This window comes from Janibacter alkaliphilus (assembly GCF_013408565.1).
In the GTDB taxonomy this organism is placed as follows: Bacteria; Actinomycetota; Actinomycetes; order Actinomycetales; family Dermatophilaceae; genus Janibacter; species Janibacter alkaliphilus.
Window position 1 is genome coordinate 1622902 of record NZ_JACBZX010000001.1, and the last position, 16413, is coordinate 1639314.

The 16413-nt window shown below is 73.7% G+C and carries 15 protein-coding genes; 6 read left to right on the top strand and 9 right to left on the bottom strand.

Features of this window, described 5'->3' with window-relative positions:
* Window positions 1-51: 51 nt before the first annotated feature.
* The gene (locus tag BJY28_RS07890; protein WP_179464005.1) at window positions 52-1056 is read left to right on the top strand and encodes a polyprenyl synthetase family protein; all 1005 of its coding nucleotides are present in this window, start codon (window positions 52-54) and stop codon (window positions 1054-1056) included.
* A gap of 118 nt (window positions 1057-1174) precedes the next feature.
* Here the strand turns inward: BJY28_RS07890 and BJY28_RS07895 are convergent, their stop codons facing one another.
* The 4 genes from BJY28_RS07895 to rarD all read right to left on the bottom strand — a co-directional run bounded on the left by BJY28_RS07895 (window position 1175) and on the right by rarD (window position 6269).
* Window positions 1175-3289 (bottom strand): PhoX family protein, encoded by a 2115-nt coding sequence (locus BJY28_RS07895; protein WP_179462531.1) that lies wholly within the window; start codon window positions 3287-3289, stop codon window positions 1175-1177.
* 230 nt (window positions 3290-3519) lie between these two features.
* Window positions 3520-4323, bottom strand: a complete 804-nt coding sequence (locus BJY28_RS07900; RefSeq protein WP_179462532.1) for a class F sortase — start codon at window positions 4321-4323, stop codon at window positions 3520-3522.
* A gap of 23 nt (window positions 4324-4346) precedes the next feature.
* Window positions 4347-5246 carry an HtaA domain-containing protein gene (locus BJY28_RS07905; RefSeq protein WP_179462533.1) on the bottom strand — a complete coding sequence of 300 codons (900 nt, stop codon included), beginning with the start codon at window positions 5244-5246 and terminating at the stop codon, window positions 4347-4349.
* An 84-nt stretch (window positions 5247-5330) separates the two neighbouring features.
* Window positions 5331-6269, bottom strand: a complete 939-nt coding sequence (gene rarD, locus BJY28_RS07910) for an EamA family transporter RarD (RefSeq protein WP_343037015.1) — start codon at window positions 6267-6269, stop codon at window positions 5331-5333.
* A 69-nt stretch (window positions 6270-6338) separates the two neighbouring features.
* Between rarD and BJY28_RS07915 the strand changes: the two genes are divergently transcribed.
* From BJY28_RS07915 to BJY28_RS07920, 3 genes are read left to right on the top strand one after another with little or no spacing between them, the layout of a single operon-like run.
* Complete coding sequence (locus BJY28_RS07915) at window positions 6339-7487, top strand: alanine racemase (RefSeq protein ID WP_179462534.1); 1149 nt, start codon at window positions 6339-6341, stop codon at window positions 7485-7487.
* Entirely contained in the window at window positions 7484-7744 is a 261-nt protein-coding gene (locus tag BJY28_RS16840; RefSeq protein WP_343037016.1) for an FAD-binding protein, read from the top strand. Before BJY28_RS07915 ends, BJY28_RS16840 begins: the two co-directional genes overlap by 4 nt.
* A gap of 32 nt (window positions 7745-7776) precedes the next feature.
* The gene (locus BJY28_RS07920; protein WP_343037017.1) at window positions 7777-8835 is read left to right on the top strand and encodes a D-arabinono-1,4-lactone oxidase; all 1059 of its coding nucleotides are present in this window, start codon (window positions 7777-7779) and stop codon (window positions 8833-8835) included.
* Window positions 8836-9033: 198 nt separating this feature from the next.
* Here BJY28_RS07920 and BJY28_RS07925 read toward each other — a convergent pair whose 3' ends face one another.
* From BJY28_RS07925 to BJY28_RS07945, 5 genes are all read right to left on the bottom strand, one after another.
* Entirely contained in the window at window positions 9034-10158 is a 1125-nt protein-coding gene (locus BJY28_RS07925; RefSeq protein ID WP_179462535.1) for a thiamine pyrophosphate-dependent enzyme, read from the bottom strand.
* Window positions 10155-12029 carry a 2-oxoacid:acceptor oxidoreductase subunit alpha gene (locus BJY28_RS07930; protein ID WP_179462536.1) on the bottom strand — a complete coding sequence of 625 codons (1875 nt, stop codon included), beginning with the start codon at window positions 12027-12029 and terminating at the stop codon, window positions 10155-10157. The genes BJY28_RS07925 and BJY28_RS07930 overlap by 4 nt, the downstream gene beginning before the upstream one ends.
* A 190-nt stretch (window positions 12030-12219) precedes the next feature.
* Complete coding sequence (locus tag BJY28_RS07935; RefSeq protein ID WP_179462537.1) at window positions 12220-12765, bottom strand: hypothetical protein; 546 nt, start codon at window positions 12763-12765, stop codon at window positions 12220-12222.
* Between the two features lie 11 nt (window positions 12766-12776).
* Window positions 12777-13124 (bottom strand): DUF4870 domain-containing protein, encoded by a 348-nt coding sequence (locus BJY28_RS16845; RefSeq protein ID WP_343037018.1) that lies wholly within the window; start codon window positions 13122-13124, stop codon window positions 12777-12779.
* Window positions 13125-13644: 520 nt separating this feature from the next.
* Complete coding sequence (locus BJY28_RS07945; RefSeq protein WP_179462538.1) at window positions 13645-15108, bottom strand: HNH endonuclease signature motif containing protein; 1464 nt, start codon at window positions 15106-15108, stop codon at window positions 13645-13647.
* A 237-nt stretch (window positions 15109-15345) separates the two neighbouring features.
* Here BJY28_RS07945 and BJY28_RS07950 point away from each other — a divergent pair, with 237 nt between their 5' ends.
* Window positions 15346-15702 (top strand): NADH-quinone oxidoreductase subunit A, encoded by a 357-nt coding sequence (locus BJY28_RS07950; protein ID WP_179462539.1) that lies wholly within the window; start codon window positions 15346-15348, stop codon window positions 15700-15702.
* Window positions 15702-16397: a class I SAM-dependent methyltransferase gene (locus BJY28_RS07955; protein ID WP_179462540.1), complete on the top strand. Its 696-nt coding sequence runs from the start codon at window positions 15702-15704 to the stop codon at window positions 16395-16397. The genes BJY28_RS07950 and BJY28_RS07955 overlap by 1 nt, the downstream gene beginning before the upstream one ends.
* Window positions 16398-16413: the final 16 nt, after the last annotated feature.

The window sequence follows — 16413 nt, forward strand, 5'->3', positions numbered from 1 at the left end:
GGGGGAGACGCGCGCACCGGTGGCAGCGACGGCGACGACCGCCCCGGGGCGATGAGCGGCGCGAGCGCGCCGACGACGCTGCCGCTGCCCGAGGTGAGCCCGCAGCTCGCGGCGCGGCTGACCGACGGCCTGGAGCGGGTCGAGCGGCTCATCGTCGAGCGCAGCCGGCACGAGGACGCCTTCATCGAGGAGGCCAACCTGCACCTGGCCCGGGCCGGCGGCAAGCGCTTCCGCCCGATGCTCACCCTGCTCGCCGCCGAGCTCGGCGACGGCATCGACGACGCGGTGGTCGCCGCCGCTGCCGGGGTCGAGCTGACCCACCTGGCCAGCCTCTACCACGACGACGTCATGGACCAGGCCGAGCTGCGCCGCGGCGCTCCCAGCGCCAACGCCCGCTACGACAACTCCACGGCCATCCTCGTCGGCGACCTGCTCTTCGGCACCGCGTCGGACATCATCGCCGACCTCGGCCCGGAGGCGGTGAAGATCCAGGCGCAGACCTTCATCCGGCTCTGCTCCGGGCAGATCCGCGACGACCGGCCCTGCCCGCCGGAGCAGGACCCGCGGGCCTACTACCGCGGGGTGCTCGCCGACAAGACCGGGGTGCTCGTGGCCACCGCCGCCCGCTACGGGGCGATGTTCGGCGGCTGCTCGGCGGCCACCGTCGCCCAGGTCACCGAGTTCGGCGAGCGGCTCGGGGTCGCCTTCCAGCTGGCCGACGACCTCATCGACGTCGTCAGCGACCGGGACGAGCTGGGCAAGGAGCCGGGCACCGACCTGCGCGAGGGCAAGCGCACCCTGCCGGTGCTCGGTGCGCTCGCCTCCGACGACCCGGCCGACGCCGAGCTGCAGCGGCTGCTGACCAGCGACCTCGACGACGACGGTGTGCAGCGGGCGCTGCAGCTGCTGCGCCCGCACCCGGCGGTGGCTGCCGCCCGCGAGGAGACGGTCGCGGTCGGCCGCGAGGCGATCGACGCGCTGGCCGAGGTGCCCGACAGCGACGCCAAGCGGGCCCTCGTCGCGCTCATGGAGAGCGTCGTGCACCGGGCGAGCTGACCCGGACACCTCAGATCACCTGCGAACGGCCTCGGCCCGCCCCCGATGACGAGGGCGGGCCGAGGCCGTTCTGCCAGGTCGTGCAGCCCGGCGGTGCTGCCGGGCCGTGCCGATCGGGTCAGCGCTGGCTCTGGTCGCCCTGACGACGACCGCGGCCGTGACCGCGTCGCCGGTCGCGCGTGCGCTTGCGGCGGTCCGGACGCACCTCGACGACACCCGGCCGCGGGCACGGGTCGCCCTTGTACGGGAAGAGGCTGGCCGGAGAGGCGTAGGTCGCCGCGTCCGACTCGCCCGGGTGCTGGATCGCGGCCAGCACGCTGCGCTGGTCGAAGGTGATCAGCGGCCCGCAGCACTCGGCGTAGGCCGGCACCGAGAGGAAGCGCTGCAGGTGCCCCTTCTCGCGGCCCTCCAGCGGCATGAGGTACATCCCGTCGGCGTCGCCGAGGGCGTTGCCGTCGGTGGCGATCCAGAGGTTGCCCTCGCCGTCGAAGGCGACGTTGTCCGGGCAGCTGATCGAGGACACCTCGGAGCGGTCGTAGCCGTTGAAGTAGGTGCCCGGGTCGTCCGGGTCGCCGGCGATGAGCACGAGCTTCCAGGAGAAGGTCGAGCGCACGTGCTCGCCGCGGGTCGGGGTGATCTCCAGGACGTGCCCGTGCCGGTTGTCCGGGCGCGGGTTGGCCTCGTCGATCTCGGCCGCGGTGCGTCGGCTGTTGTTCGTCAGCGCGGCGTAGACCCGGCCGTTGACCGGGTTGACCTCGACGTCCTCGGGGCGGTCCATCTTCGTCGGCCCGACCTTGTCGGCGGCCAGCCGGGTGTGCACGAGCACCTCCTCGACGTTCATCCCCGGGACCTTGCTGCGGTTGTCGACGACCAGCGGGATCCACTCCCCGGTGCCGTCGTTGACCCGGTCCTGCGCGCCGTCCCCGGTGAAGCGGGCGACGTAGAGGTCGCCGGAGGAGAGCAGCTGCTTGTTGTGCCGCCGGGCCCGCCAGCTGTTGCCCTTGCGGTAGCGGCGGTGCGAGACGAACTTGTACATGTAGTCGAAGCGCTCGTCGTCACCCATGTAGGCGACCACGCTGCCGTCGTCGTCGACGGTGACGTTCGCCCCTTCGTGCTTGAAGCGACCCATCGCGGTGTGCTTGACCGGGGTCGAGTGCGGGTCCAGGGGGTCGATCTCGACGACCCAGCCGAGCCGGTTGGCCTCGTTCGGCTCCTGACCGAGGTCGAAACGCGGGTCGATCCGCTCCCAGCCGCGGCCGGTGCTCCCGGCGATGCCGTAGCGCTCCCAGGCCGCGGTCTGCTCCGCGGTGCCGGTGCCCGGCTCCACGAAGTACTGGTTGAAGTTCTCCTCGCCGGAGAGCACGGTGCCCCAGGGGGTCGTCCCGCCGGCGCAGTTGTTCAGGGTGCCCAGCGAGGACGTCCCGTCCGGGTCGGCGCTCGTCCTCAGCAGGTCGGACCCGGCGCCCGGCCCGTCGAAGGTGAAGCGGGTGCCGGTGTGGATGCGCCGGTTCAGCCGGGCCCCCTGGACGTAGGTCCAGCCGCTGGTGCCGTTGCGGCGGCGGACCTCGACGACGGACATGCCGTGCGCGGCCTGGATGATCTCCAGCTGGTCGTCGGTGAGCGAGTCCGGGCCGGTGTAGCCCTCGAACATGAGGTTGTCGTTGGTGTACTCGTGGTTGACGACGAGCACCGCCCGGTGGGGGTTGCGGGTCGGCAGCAGGCCGACGTAGTCGCAGTTGTAGCCGAACTGCCGGCGCTGCGCGGAGGCGCTCTGCCGGTCGACGTCGAAGCGGGGGGTGCCCCGGAAGAGCGGGTCGCCCCAGGCGATGATCGCGTGCCAGGAGAAGCCGTCGGGCACGTCCAGCTCGTCGGTCCCGGCCGGCTGTGGTTCGATCGCGGTGAAGCCGAAGGGGGCCTTGGCCCGCGGGCGACGCCGGCGGCCCTCCAGCTCCTCGGCGGCGGCCGCTGCCGAGCCCTGCCGGCCACCGGTGGTCGCCGCGGCGGCGCTCTCCGGGAGCAGGGTGGCGCCGGTGCCGAGCACGGCGGCGGTGAGGCCGGTGGTGACGACGGCGCGGCGGGTGGCGCTGGCGGCGACGACGTCACCGAAGTAGGGGTTGTCGCTGCGGTTGGGCACCGGCTGGGCGCAGGCGTTGCCGCAGCGGAACTCGCAGGTGGCGGCCTGGCGGCCAGAGGTGTGCTGCAGCGGGGTCAGGGGGATCTGGCGCGGGGGCATGCGTCTCCTCGTGGTTCGTCGTCGCCCGGCTCGAGGGGCGGGAACGCCTAGGGAACCTAGGCGGCGACGGAGACGAGGGGGTGCCGCGAGGGCGACGTCCAGGTGACCTGCCGGTGGCCTCGTCGGGCCCGGATGGTCAAGGAGCGGTCAAGACGGAGCCCGGCCGGGCTCCCGCGGTGCCGGCAGCCCTGGTCCGGCCGATGGGTCAGGGCGGTGGCCAGGCCGGCGGGTCATGCCGGCTCGGCGACGACGACGAAGTTGGCCTTGCGATGCCCGTCCTCACGGAAACCCAGGGTGTCGTCACAGGTCACCAGGACCACCCGGCGGGTGCTGCCGTTGTCGCCCCAGACGTCGGGGTCGGACTGCAGGTCGGTCTTGTCGACCACCTCGGCCCGGGTGATGGCGAAGGTGAGCCGGTCGCCGGAGGAGTAGGTGAGCGTCACGGTGTCGCCGGTGGAGACCCCTTCGAGCGCGGCGAAGCGGTCCGGGCCGTCCTGGTTGACCACGTGCCCGGCGATCACCGAGGTGCCGGTCGCGCCGGGGCTGACCCGGTCGTAGCCGGTGAACCAGATGACCTGGTCGGGCAGCGGGTTGACCTTGCCGCCGCGCAGCCCCTGGGCGACGAGGTCGGTCTGCAGCCCGACCGCCGGGATGCTCAGGTCGGTGGCGACGGCTCCGTCGTCCACCGCGTCCCGGGCCTGCTGCTCCTCGCTGGCGGGCACCGGCTCCGCCGGGCTGGAGGTGATGTCGACCTCGGGATCGGCCCCGCTCGTGGTGGCGGTGCTGCTCGAGGAGCTGCTGGACGAGGCGGTGTTGCTGGTCGGCGTCCTGTTGCTGGTGCCGCTGCCGGTGCCGGTGCCGGTGCCGGAGGGGCTGCCGGCCTGGCCGCCCGTCGGCGCGTCGGCCTCGTCGGCGCACCCGGCGAGCAGCAGGGCGCCGACGCCCAGCGAGGCTGACAGGAGCTGGCGTCGCCCGAGCCCCCGCACGACGGTGACGTCGGCGGGGGCTCGGCGAGGCCGCGAGAGTCGCGTCATCTCAGGAGTCTGACGAGCTCGGGTCAGACGATGTCCGTCTCGACGACCGGGCCGCTGACACCGCTGTCGTCGGAGCCGGTGCCGGAGCCGCTGCCGGCCGCGCCGTCGTCGGTGGCGTCGCCGGAACCGGCCCCGCCGTCGTCGGTCGCGTCGTCACCGGTCGCGTCGTCACCGGTGGTGTCGTCGCCGGTGGTGTCGTCGCCGGTGGCGTCGTCGCCGGTGGCGTCATCCGTCGTGTCGTCGGTGGCGTCATCCGTCGTGTCGTCCGTGGTGTCGTCGTCCGTGGTGTCATCGGGCGTGTCCGCGCCGAGAGCGACGGTGGAGCTCAGCGGGTCCAGGGCCTCACCCTCGGGGTAGAAGCCGTTGCCGTTGTAGGAGAAGACGGTCACGCCCTCCTCGGCGAGCGTGGTGGACAGGTCGGTGACCGTGGCCTCGTCGCCGGAGACGGAGAAGGCCCCGCCGGACACGTCGGCGATGTTGACCTCGCTCGTCGCGCCGTCGGCGTCGGTGTAGGTCACGTCGAGCGTGCCGGTGCCGTCCGCGCCGAGGGTCAGCTGCGGGTCGGCGATGGTGAAGTCGAGCTCACCGTCGTGACCGTAGAAGGCCACCGAGCCGGAGTAGTCGACCTCGCCGGAGCCGTCGTCCTCGACGGTGCCGGTGGCGCTGGTGAACTCGAACTCGCCGCTGCTGAGCTGGCTGGCGCCACTGCCGGTGGTGATCTCGCCGTTGGCGATCGGACCGGCGATGTAGCTGCGGAAGGACTGCTTCACGCCCCAGGTCAGGGTGCCGTCCGAGGCGGTGGCGTCCGCGGCGGCGTTCGCCTGGGTCGCGGCGCCGACCGGGACGGCCAGCGCGGCGGCGGCGACGGCCGCCAGGGTGAGGGTCGTGGTGCGGGACCGGGTGGGGGCTGCGGTGGGCGTCACGGTATGTCTCCTGTCGAAGATTAGGCGTGCCTAACCTAAGTGAAGAGTGTCCGGTCGATCAACACCCGTCCAGGGCGGAGCGCGTCACACCGGCTCGGTCGGCTCCAGCGCCGCGGCCCGTCGGTCGGCGCGCAGCCGGCGCGCGGTGCGCACCGAGTCCAGGCTGAGCAGCGCCAGGGCCACCCAGACGATGGCGAAGCCGGTCCAGCGCTCCGGTGACATGTGCTCCTCCAGCACGGTGACCGCGACCAGCAGCTGCAGCACCGGGGTGATGAACTGGATCAGCCCGATGGTCACCAGCGGGATGCGTCGGGCGGCCTCGGCGAAGAGCAGCAGCGGGATCGCGGTGACCACCCCGGCCAGCACGAGCAGCGCCGGGTGCAGCGGCGCGTCCACGGTGAAGGTGCCGGCGCCCGTGAGGGTGAGCCAGAGCAGGATGCCCAGCGCCGCCGGCAGCAGCGCGGCGCTCTCCGCGGCCAGCGAGTGCAGGGCCGGGAGCGAGGCGCCGAGCTTCTTCTTCGTCAGCCCGTAGAGGCCGAAGGAGCCGGCCAGCACCAGCGCGATCCACGGCAGCCCGCTGCCGGCGACGGTGAGGTAGCCGGCGGCCACCGCCCCGATGGCCACGGCCGCCCACTGCAGCGGTCGCAGCCCCTCGCGCAGCACGACCACCCCGAGCGCGACGGTGATCAGCGGGTTGAGGAAGTAGCCGAGGGCCGCCTCGTTGGTCCGTCCGGTGAGGACGGCGAAGACGTAGACGCCCCAGTTGATCGCGATGAGGTAGCCCGCCACCCCGACCCCGAGGGGCAGCCGTGGGCGGCGCAGCGAGCGGACCAGCGTGCCCAGCTCGTCCCGCCACAGCAGCACGCCGAGGCAGACGACGAAGGTCCAGGTGATCCGGTGGGCCAGCACCTCCCAGGCGCCGGACGGCTGCAGCGCGGTGAAGTACAGCGGGAAGAGCCCCCACAGCCCGTAGGCCAGCCAGCCCGCGGCCAGGCCGCGGCGGTCGGTCATCGACGGGGTCACACCCGGAATCTAGACCCCCGGACCCTCGACCCTCGGGCCGGGGGTGGGCGGTCTGGGTAGCCTCGCACCGTGACCACGTGGGACGAGGCGACGCGCGACCTGGACGCGCCGCTGGCGGTGCTCGACCTCGACGCCTTGGAGGTGAACGCCGCCGACCTGGAGCGCCGCGCCTCAGGGACGCCGATCCGGCTGGCCAGCAAGTCGGTACGGGTGCGCGAGATCGTCGACCGGGTGCTCGCCCGCCCCGGCTGGCGCGGGGTGATGAGCTACGCGCTGGCCGAGGCGCTGTGGCTGGTCGAGCACGGCCACGACGACGTCTTCGTCGCCTACCCCGACCTGGGGCGCGCCGCGCTGGCCCGGCTGGCCGCCGACGAGACGGCGCTGCACCGGATCACCCTGGCGATCGACTCGCTGGAGCACGTCGCGGCGCTGGCCGACCGGGTGCCAGGCGGGACCCCGTTGCGGGTGGCCGTCGACGTCGACGCCTCGCTCCGGCTCGGGCCGGTCCACCTCGGGGTGCGCCGTTCCCCGGTGCGCACCCCGGCCCAGGCCGCCGCCGTCGCCCGGGCCGCGCAGCGCGCCGGCTTCGCCGTCGTCGGGATGATGGCCTACGACGCGCAGATCGCCGGTGTCCCGGACAGCTCCCGCGCGGTGCGGCTGGTCAAGGCGTGCTCGGACGCCTCGCTGCGCCGGCGCCGCTCCCGGGTGCGGGCCGCCCTCGAGGACGTCGTCGGCACGCTCGCCTTCGTCAACGGCGGTGGCACGGGCAGCCTGGAGATCACCGGCGCCGACGCCGCGCTCACCGAGCTCGCCGCCGGGTCCGGGCTGATCGGCCCGACCCTCTTCGACGGCTACGACGCCTTCACCCCGCGGCCGGCCCTGGCCTTCGCCCTGCCGGTGGTGCGCCGACCCGCGGCGGACATCGTCACCGTCTTCTCCGGCGGCTACATCGCCTCCGGCCCGGCCGGCGACAGCCGGGTGCCCTCGGTGCACGCCCCCGAGGGTCTGCGGATGCTCGGCGCCGAGGGCGCCGGGGAGGTGCAGACCCCGCTGCGCGGGCCCGCCGCCGCCTCGTTGCGGCTGGGCGACCGGGTGTGGTTCCGGCACGCGAAGGCGGGGGAGCTCGCCGAGCGGTTCGACCGGTACCACCTGGTGCGCGGCGGCGAGCTGGTCGGCGAGGTGCCGACCTACCGCGGCGAAGGGCGGTGCTTCGGATGAGCCGCTCCTCGTCCACCGCCGGGGCGCGGCCGGGCGCCGCAGGCACCGGTGGCGCCACCTGGCGCAACTGGGCCGGCAGCGTCCGGGCAGCCCCGAGCGCGGTGCTGATCCCGCGCAGCGACGACGAGCTCGCGGCCGCCCTGGCCGCGGCGGCCGCGCGGGGCGGACGGGTCCGTCCGGTCGGGGCCGGGCACTCCTTCAGCCCGGTGGCGCAGCCGGTCGACGCCCAGCTGCGGCTGACCACCTCACCGGCCTGACCGAGGTCGACCGCGGCCGGTCCCGGGTGCGGGTGCGCGCCGGCACCCCGCTGCACGCGCTCACCCGGGCGCTGGCCGAGCACGGGCTGGCGCTGCCCAACCTCGGTGACATCGACCGGCAGACCGTCGCCGGGGCCACCGCCACCGGCACCCATGGCACCGGCGCGGCCCTGCCCGGGCTGTCCGCCGGCATCACCGGGCTGCGGCTGGCCACCCCGGACGGTCGGCTGCGCTGGATCGACGAGGTGCAGCCCGACCTGCTGGCCGCCGCTCAGGTCTCCCTCGGTGCGCTCGGGGTGGTGACCGAGCTCGAGCTGGCGGTGGTGCCCACCTTCGTCCTCCGCGCCACCGAAGGACCGGACCGGCTGGACCGGGCGCTCGCCGACCTCGACGAGCTGGCGGCGAGCCACCGGCACGTCGAGCTCTACTGGTTCCCGCACACCGACCGGGTGCAGGTGAAGATCAACGACCCGTTGGCCCCGGACGAGGCCCCGGAGCCGCTGCCCCGGTGGCGCTACCTGCTGGACGACGAGCTGCTGAGCAACGGTGTCTTCGGCGCGCTCAACGCGGGCCTGTCCCGGGCGCAGCTGCTGATCCCGAGCGTCAACCAGCTCAGCGCGCGGGCGCTCACGGCGCGGACCTACACCGGGCCGAGCCACGAGGTCTTCTGCGCCCCGCGCCGGGTCCGCTTCCACGAGAGCGAGTGGGCGGTGCCCCGGGAGGCGCTCGGCGAGGCCCTGACCCGGCTGCGCCGCTGGATCGAGACCTCGGGGGAGCGGGTCTCCTTCCCGGTCGAGATCCGGCTGGCCGCGGCCGATGACGCCTGGCTCTCCACCGGCTACCAGCGGGAGAACGCCTACCTCGCCTGCCACCACCACGTCGCCCGCGACCCGGCGCGCTACCTCGGTGCCGTGCAGCAGATCATGGCCCCGCTGCAGGGTCGCCCGCACTGGGGCAAGGTGCACACCCTCACCGCGGACGAGCTGGCCGAGCGCTACCCCCGGCACGGTGACGTGGTGGCGCTGCGCGACCGGCTCGATCCCGACCGGGTGCTGAGCAACCCCTACCTCGAGCGCGTGCTCGGCCCCTGAGCGTCCTCGCACCGCGGGTGGAGGTGACACTCAGGTGGAGGTGATGCGGCGGGTGGAGGTGATGGGACGCGCCCTGGCGCGTGCAGATACCTCCACCGCGTGGACGAGCTGCCCCGGTGGAGGTGATGGGACGCGCCCTGGCGCGTCGGGTTACCTCCACCGCGTGGGCGAGCTCCTCGTCCGACGGGGGCGGAGCCCTCAGTCCTCGACGGTCCAGGTGTCGTGCCCGGCCAGCAGCGACTGCAGGTCCGCGTCGGTGGCCGGCCCGCCGGCGGTCTCGACGCTGGCCTCGACCTGGGCGCGCACCTGGTCGTCGTAGGTCGGCTGGTCGACGCTGCGGAAGACGCCCATCGGCACGTAGGTCATGTCGTGCGAGTCCAGCCGGCTCAGCCCGAAGGCCTGGCTGGGGTCCGGGGCCGCCGGGTCGTGCACGACCACCTGCTGCTCCAGCCCGCCGGAGCGCACCTCGGCCTCGGGCAGGAACGTCAGCGAGGAGCCGGTGCGCACCAGCAGCCGCCGCTCGCCGGTGCCCTCGTCGGTCTCCTCGCCGCCGATGGCCACCGGCTCGCCGTCGGTGAGGTGGACCAGCCGCGCCTTCTGCTGCTCGGCGTCCTTGATGAGCCGGAAGGCGCCGTCGTTGAAGATCGGGCAGTTCTGGTAGATCTCCACCAGCGAGGTGCCGCGGTGCTCGGCGGCCGCCTGCAGCACCGAGGTGAGGTGCTTGCGGTCGGAGTCCATGGTCCGCGCGACGAAGGTCGCCTCCGCGCCCAGCGCCAGCGAGACCGGGTTGAAGGGGGCGTCCAGGCTGCCCATCGGGCTGGACTTGGTCACCGTGCCCGGCTCCGAGGTGGGGCTGTACTGCCCCTTCGTAAGGCCGTAGATGCGGTTGTTGAAGAGCAGGATCGTCATGTTGACGTTGCGCCGCATCGCGTGGATGAGGTGGTTGCCGCCGATGCTCAGGGCGTCGCCGTCGCCGGTGACCACCCACACCGACAGGTCCTCGCGGCTGGTCGCCAGGCCGGTGGCGATCGCCGGGGCGCGCCCGTGGATGGAGTGCATCCCGTAGGTGTCGAGGTAGTACGGGAAGCGGCTGGAGCAGCCGATCCCGGAGACGAAGACGATGTTCTCCCGGCGCAGCCGCAGGCTCGGCAGGAAGCTCTGCACCGCGGCCAGCACGGCGTAGTCGCCGCAGCCGGGGCACCAGCGCACCTCCTGGTCGGAGGTGAAGTCACGCTTCTTCTCCTCCGGGGCGTCCTCGGGCAGGGCCGGGACGCCGGCGGTGCCGGGGACGGCAGCGGTGGGGATGCCAAGGTCGATGCTCACTGGACCTCCTCCAGCGCCGAGGTGATGACCTCGGCAAGATCGGCGGTGCGGAAGGGCAGGCCGCGCACGGCGGTGTGGCTGCGCACGTCGACGAGGTACTGCGCGCGCAGCAGCATCGCCAGCTGCCCGAGGTTCATCTCCGGGACGATCACCCGGTCGTAGCCGCGCAGCGCCTCGCCGAGCCCGCGGGGGAAGGGGTTGAGGTGACGCAGGTGGGCGTGGGCGACCGTCCCGCCGGCCCGGCGCACCCGGCGCACGGCGGCCACGCACGGGCCGTAGGTGCTGCCCCAGCCGAGGACGAGCACCTTGGCGTCGCCGGTCGGGTCGTCCACGCTCAGCTCGGGAGCGGTCTCGGCGACCTTGTCCACCTTCGCCTGGCGCAGCCGGACCATGTGGTCGTGGTTGTCCGGGTCGTAGGAGATGTGCCCGGTGCCGTCGGCCTTCTCGATGCCGCCGATCCGGTGCTCCAGGCCCGGGGTGCCGGGGATGGCCCACGGCCGGGCCAGCGTCTCCGGGTCCCGCAGGTACGGCAGGAAGTCCGGCTCGCCCTTCGCGTCGGTGGCGTTGGGCTCGGTGGCCAGCTCGACGGTCAGGTCCGGCAGGTCGGCGACGTCCGGGACCTGCCAGGGCTCGGAGCCGTTGGCCAGGTAGCCGTCGGAGAGCAGGATCACCGGGGTGCGGTAGGTGGTCGCCACCCGCACCGCCTCGATCGCCGCGTCGAAGCAGTCGGCCGGGGTCTGCGGCGCGATCACCGGCACCGGGGACTCGCCGTTGCGGCCGTGGATCGCCTGCAGCAGGTCGGACTGCTCGGTCTTCGTCGGCAGCCCGGTGCTGGGGCCGCCGCGCTGCACGTCGACGATCACCAGCGGCAGCTCGAGGCTGACCGCGAGCCCGATCGTCTCCGCCTTCAGCGCGACGCCCGGACCGGAGGTCGTGGTCAGCCCGATCGCCCCGCCGTAGGCGGCGCCGAGCGCGATGCCGACCCCGGCGATCTCGTCCTCGGCCTGGATCGTGGTCACGCCGTGCCGCTTCTGCGACGACAGCGCGTGCAGGATGTCGCTGGCCGGGGTGATCGGGTAGGAGCCGAGCACCAGCGGGCGGCCGGCCCGGTGCGCCGCGGCGACGAAGCCGAGCGACAGGGCGGTGTTGCCGGTGATGTTGCGGTAGGTGCCGGGCGGGGTCGGGGCCGCGTCCACCTGGTAGGAGACGGCGAAGTCCTCGGTGGTCTCGCCGTAGGCCCAGCCGGCCTTGAGCGCGGCGAGGTTGCCGGCCAGCACCTCCGGCTTGGCGCCGAACTTGGCGGCGAGGAACTCCTCGGTGGAGGTGGTCGGCCGCGAGTACATCCAGGACAGCAGGCCGAGGGCGAACATGTTCTTCGCCCGCTCCTTCTCCTTGCGGCTCAGCCCCTCGAAGTCGGCCAGCGCCTCGACGGTGATGCTGGTCAGCGGCAGCGCGTGCACGTGCCAGCTCTCCAGGGACTCGTCGTGCAGCGGGTTGTCGGCGTAGCCGACCTTCTTGAGGTTGCGGGCGGTGAACTCGTCGGTGTCGACGATGATCGTCGCGCCGCGCGGGGTGTCGGCGAGGTTCGCCTTGAGCGCCGCCGGGTTCATCGCGACGAGCACGTCCGGGGCGTCGCCCGGGGTGAGGATGTCGTGGTCGGCGAAGTGCAGCTGGAAGCTGCTCACCCCGGGCAGGGTGCCCTGGGGCGCGCGGATCTCGGCGGGGAAGTTCGGCAGCGTGGACAGGTCGTTGCCCAGCAGGGCGCTGTCCGCGGTGAACCGGTCACCGGTCAGCTGCATGCCGTCGCCGGAGTCTCCGGCGAACCGGATGATCACCCGGTCACGGCTCTCCACGGTCTTGGTGCTGCTCATACGGGCGGGACCACCCCTGACGGATCGCGGCTCGCCCCCGTCGGTGGGCGGGGGACCTCTCGCCATGGTAGGTGTCCGGACCGATTCAACTCAATTCATGTCGTTATGAGTGAGATAACGCAGAGTTATGCATGAGCATCTGCTTCCCGCCTGGGCCGGTCGGCCGAGGCGGCGGCCCCGGTCACCCGCCTCAGCCGGCAGCTGCCCCGTCGAACGGGGCCCGCTCGTACCATGCCTGCCCGGTGGCGAGGGTCACCCTCAGCCGCTCTCCGGTCGCGAGCGCGGGGAGCAGCGGCAGCAGCAGCTCGATCACCGTGCCGGGCTGGTGGTGGGCGGGCTTGGTCTCCGGGTGCGGGTGGTAGATGAGCCCGGTGTGCTGCTGACCCTCCGGCCCGCCACCGTCCTGGGCCTCGCCAGCGGGAGGGTTCTGGCCAGCGCTGAGGGTCTCGCGGCCGACGGTGCACTCGACGAAGGAGAAGGTCTCGGCGGGGTGGACGTCGGTCCACTCGAGGTCGCGGACCGTCCACCGGGGCTCGTCGAGGACGAGCCGGTGCGGCGCCACGTCGAGGTTGATCGTCGCCAGGTGGTACCCGTGCAGGTCGACCCCGTGCTCGGCGAGCAGCGGCGCCTGCATCGCGATGGTGCCGGCGGGGAAGGGCGAGCTCGTGGAGCGGCCCGAGGCGACCCCGTGGCCGGCGACGACGACTCCGGTCGCCGCCGCCGGCCTGTGGGTCACCGGCCCGTGGGTCACCGGACGAAGGTGGGCGTCAGCGGCGGGTTCCACCACTGGCCCTGGTTCGCCTTCATCGCGCCGATGACGTGGACCACGACGGCGAAGACGAGCGCGGCCGGGTAGGTGATGAACCCGATGAGCACGAACATCAGGGGCACCGAGAGCAGCAGGACGATGCCCGTGATGATCTGCACGTTGAGGCTGTTGGCCGCGTGCGCCCGGACGAAGGGCCCCCGGTCCTTGTAGACGAGGAAGATCACCAGGCTGACGACGAAGCCGGCGGTGCCGGCGCTCAGCGGGAGCAGGATCGCCGGGGCCAGGTGGGCGATCATCCCGAGGTTGCGCTCCTCCTCGGGCGTCACCGACGCTGCTGCAGGGTCGGCGGCGGGTAGCCGCCGGCGGTCGGCTGGTAACCGGGCGGCGGCACGCCCGGCCCGGCGCCGGTGACGGGTTGCTGAGGCCCGGGCTGCGGGCCGCTCGGGCCCCCGGCGCTGGACGGCTGCTGAGGCCCGGGCTGCGGGCCGGCGGACCCTGCCGCGGGGCCTCCGGGCTGGTCGCCTGGCTGCGGCGTTCCCGGCTGCTGGGCGCTCATCTGGGGCGGCGGCACCGGAGTCGTCGGCTCGGCGGAACCGGGCGTCTCGCCGGGGCGAGGGGGAGGCTGCTGGTCGGTCATGTCGAGTACCCCTTCCAGTGGTGAACGACGCATCCATCGTCCCGCGTCCGGTGCGCGATGGCGATAGGGCTCACGCCCGGCCGGAGGTAGGGCCGGCCCCCGGTGATGCGACAGACGGTGCACTCGCATCTCGATGTGGCGTCACCAGAGCGAACGCTGAGATTGCGGCGTGATTTCTGGTCGCGCGGCCCTCGATGGGCCCACGGCCATCACCCGGGCGGAGCTGCCGGTCGCTCTGGTTCGTCACCGAAGGTGATGCTGGCGCGCCCGTCGGGGTGGCGATGCACGCGGTGCCGCATGTCGGTGCGGTCGATCCAGCGGTGGTGGGTGCCGCAGAGCGGGACGGCGTTGTCCAGGTCGGTCCGCCCGTCGGCGTGCCAGGGCTGGAGGTGGTGGATCTCGGACCAGGCGAACGGGCGCTCGCAGCCGTCGGCCGCGCAGGTGCGGTAACGGGTGGCGAGCGCGGCACGCTGGGCGGGTGAGAAGAGCCGTCGTTGGCGGCCCAGGTCGAGCGGGAGGCTGTCGCCGTCGAGGACTGTGGGGATGATCCCGGCCTCGCAGGCGGTGCGGCGGGCCTGGCCGGCGCTGACCGGGTGGTCGGTGTCGGTGGTCGCGGCGCCGGTGCGCTCGCCGGTGAGTGTGGCCAGGTCGAGCGTGACCAGGACGGTGGCGGTGGCCTTGTCGTGCAGGTGGTCGGTGGGCAGGTGGCCGAGCAGCTCGGTGAGGGCGAGGCCGCGGCGGTGCTGCCAGTCGAGCTGGCGCTGCTTCCAGCCCACGTCGCCCGGGCCCTCGTCGCAGGACATGCCGGGGGTGCTGCCGGCGCTGCCGGTGCGGCGCCTCGGCGCGGTCATCGCGTCGATGACCGTGCGCAGCTGGGCACCGGCGAGGGCGGGGACCGTGAAGTGGCCGGTCATGGTGCCGTCGTGGTTGTCCTTGATCCAGAGCTCGGCGCGGTCGTGCGCCGCGTCCTCCTCACGCGTCAGGACCGCATCCTCGTGGGCGTCGACCGCGGCGCGGTCGCCCTCGACGTGCTGCAGCACCCGGCGGGCCACGTGCCGCAGGCGGGCCGGGGTGACGGTCCGCGCGGCTCTCAGCAGCTCGCTCTCGCAGGTGGCTCGCCCGGTGGCGTCGACGCTGGCCGGCAGGTCGTCCAGCGCGCGGGTGATGACCCGGGCGTGCGCGACGGAGATGTCCCCGGCGTCCAGGGCCTGGCCGGTCAGCGTCCGCCCCGGCGTCTCGGGCTCGTCGGTGGTTCCCGCATCGAGCTCGGCGGCCTCTGCCGGCGTCGTGCCGGCCGTGTCGTCGGTCGGCGGTCCGCCCTGGCCGAGCGCTGCCGCGAGGCTCGCGTCGCTCGCCGCCGGCCGACGGTCGCGATGGGTGTGCCGGGACGTCCACGACCCGGCATCGGTGAAACCGCCGCGCTCGGGCACCCCGGCCCGGTCGGCGGCGTCGACCAGCCGCAGGCGCAGCGCGTCGGTGCGCCGACCCAGCCGCTCCACCCGGGTGAGCAGGGCCCTCGCTCTCGCCCCGCTCCACCCTTCGCCCGAGGGGATGCCGGATCCCGGGTGGGGGAGGGACGACCCGCCGGAGGCCAGGCGTGGGTCGTTCATCGCATCCATGGCCGCGCCGAGGGCCGTGTCGCACGCTGCCAGCGCGGCCTCCAGCTGCTCCATCGGATCGGGTGTTGGCGGAGAGATCCGAGGTCCAGGTCGGGACGCCTCGGTCGGCGGCGTTGCACCCGGCGGCGCCGCACCCGTACCTCCCGGGCGGAGCCCGGTCAGCGGAGGGGTGGCGGTCGCTGTCATGGACATACTTTATCGAACATGTGTTCGACAGGCAAGAGGTTGTGCCGGATCTGTGGGCGCACCCGAGCCGTGGTCGCCGGGGCCGTCCGCGGCTAGGTTGGGCCCGTGAGCGGATACGTCGTCCTCGCGGGCGTGCTGGTCGCGAGCCTGCTCGTCGTGCTCGGCGGCGCGCTGGCTCGCCGTGCGCTGGCGCCGGCCGCGCCGACGCCGGCCAAGCTCACCACCTACGAGTCCGGGGTCGACCCGGTCGGCGACCTCTGGTCGCAGACCCGGGTGCGCTACCTCGCCTACGCCTTCCTCTACGTGATCTTCGCCGTCGACGCGGTCTACCTCTTCCCGTGGGCGCTGGTGCTGCGCACCGACCTGGGCCCGGCGAGCCTCGTCGAGGTGGGGATCTTCGTCGGCATCGTCCTCGTCGGGCTGCTGCACGCGGTGCGCCGCGGTCTGCTGAGATGGACGTGATGAACGACCAGCACAGCGACCACGGTCACGACCACCGTCGGCGCGACCACGACCAGCCGCACGCGCACGACGACGAGCACGTCTACGGCACCGCCTACTTCGACGAGGCCGCCGAGACCTGGGACGACGACCCGGCGAAGGTGGAGCGGGCCGAGGCGATCGCCGACCGGATCGCCGCCGAGGTGCCGCTGAGCCGCGACGACCGCGTCATGGACTACGGGGCCGGCACCGGGCTGCTCGGTCGGGCGCTGGCCGACCGGGTCGGTCCGGTGACCCTGGCCGACGCCTCGGCCGGGATGACCGAGGTCAACCAGCGACGGATCGGTGACCAGCCCGGACAGATCAGCGCGCTGCGCCTGGACCTGGCGACCGATCCGGTGCCGCAGGAGCGCTACGACCTCGTGGTCAGCCTGCAGGCGCTGCACCACGTCACCGACGTGCCGCGGGTGCTCGCCGCGCTGCGCGAGATCTGCGAGGGCTGGGTGGCCATCGCCGACCTCGACGCCGAGGACGGCAGCTTCCACGGCGAGGGCTTCCACGGCCCGCACGGCTTCGGCCGGGACGAGATGGCTGCCGCGCTGCGCGAGGCCGGCTTCGGCGACGTCCGGGTGGTCGACGGGACGACGATGACGAAGGAGGTCGACGGCGAGGACCGCGAGTTCGGCCTCTTCCTCGCGCTCGGCCGCGCCGGCTGACCGCTCACCGGCGCTC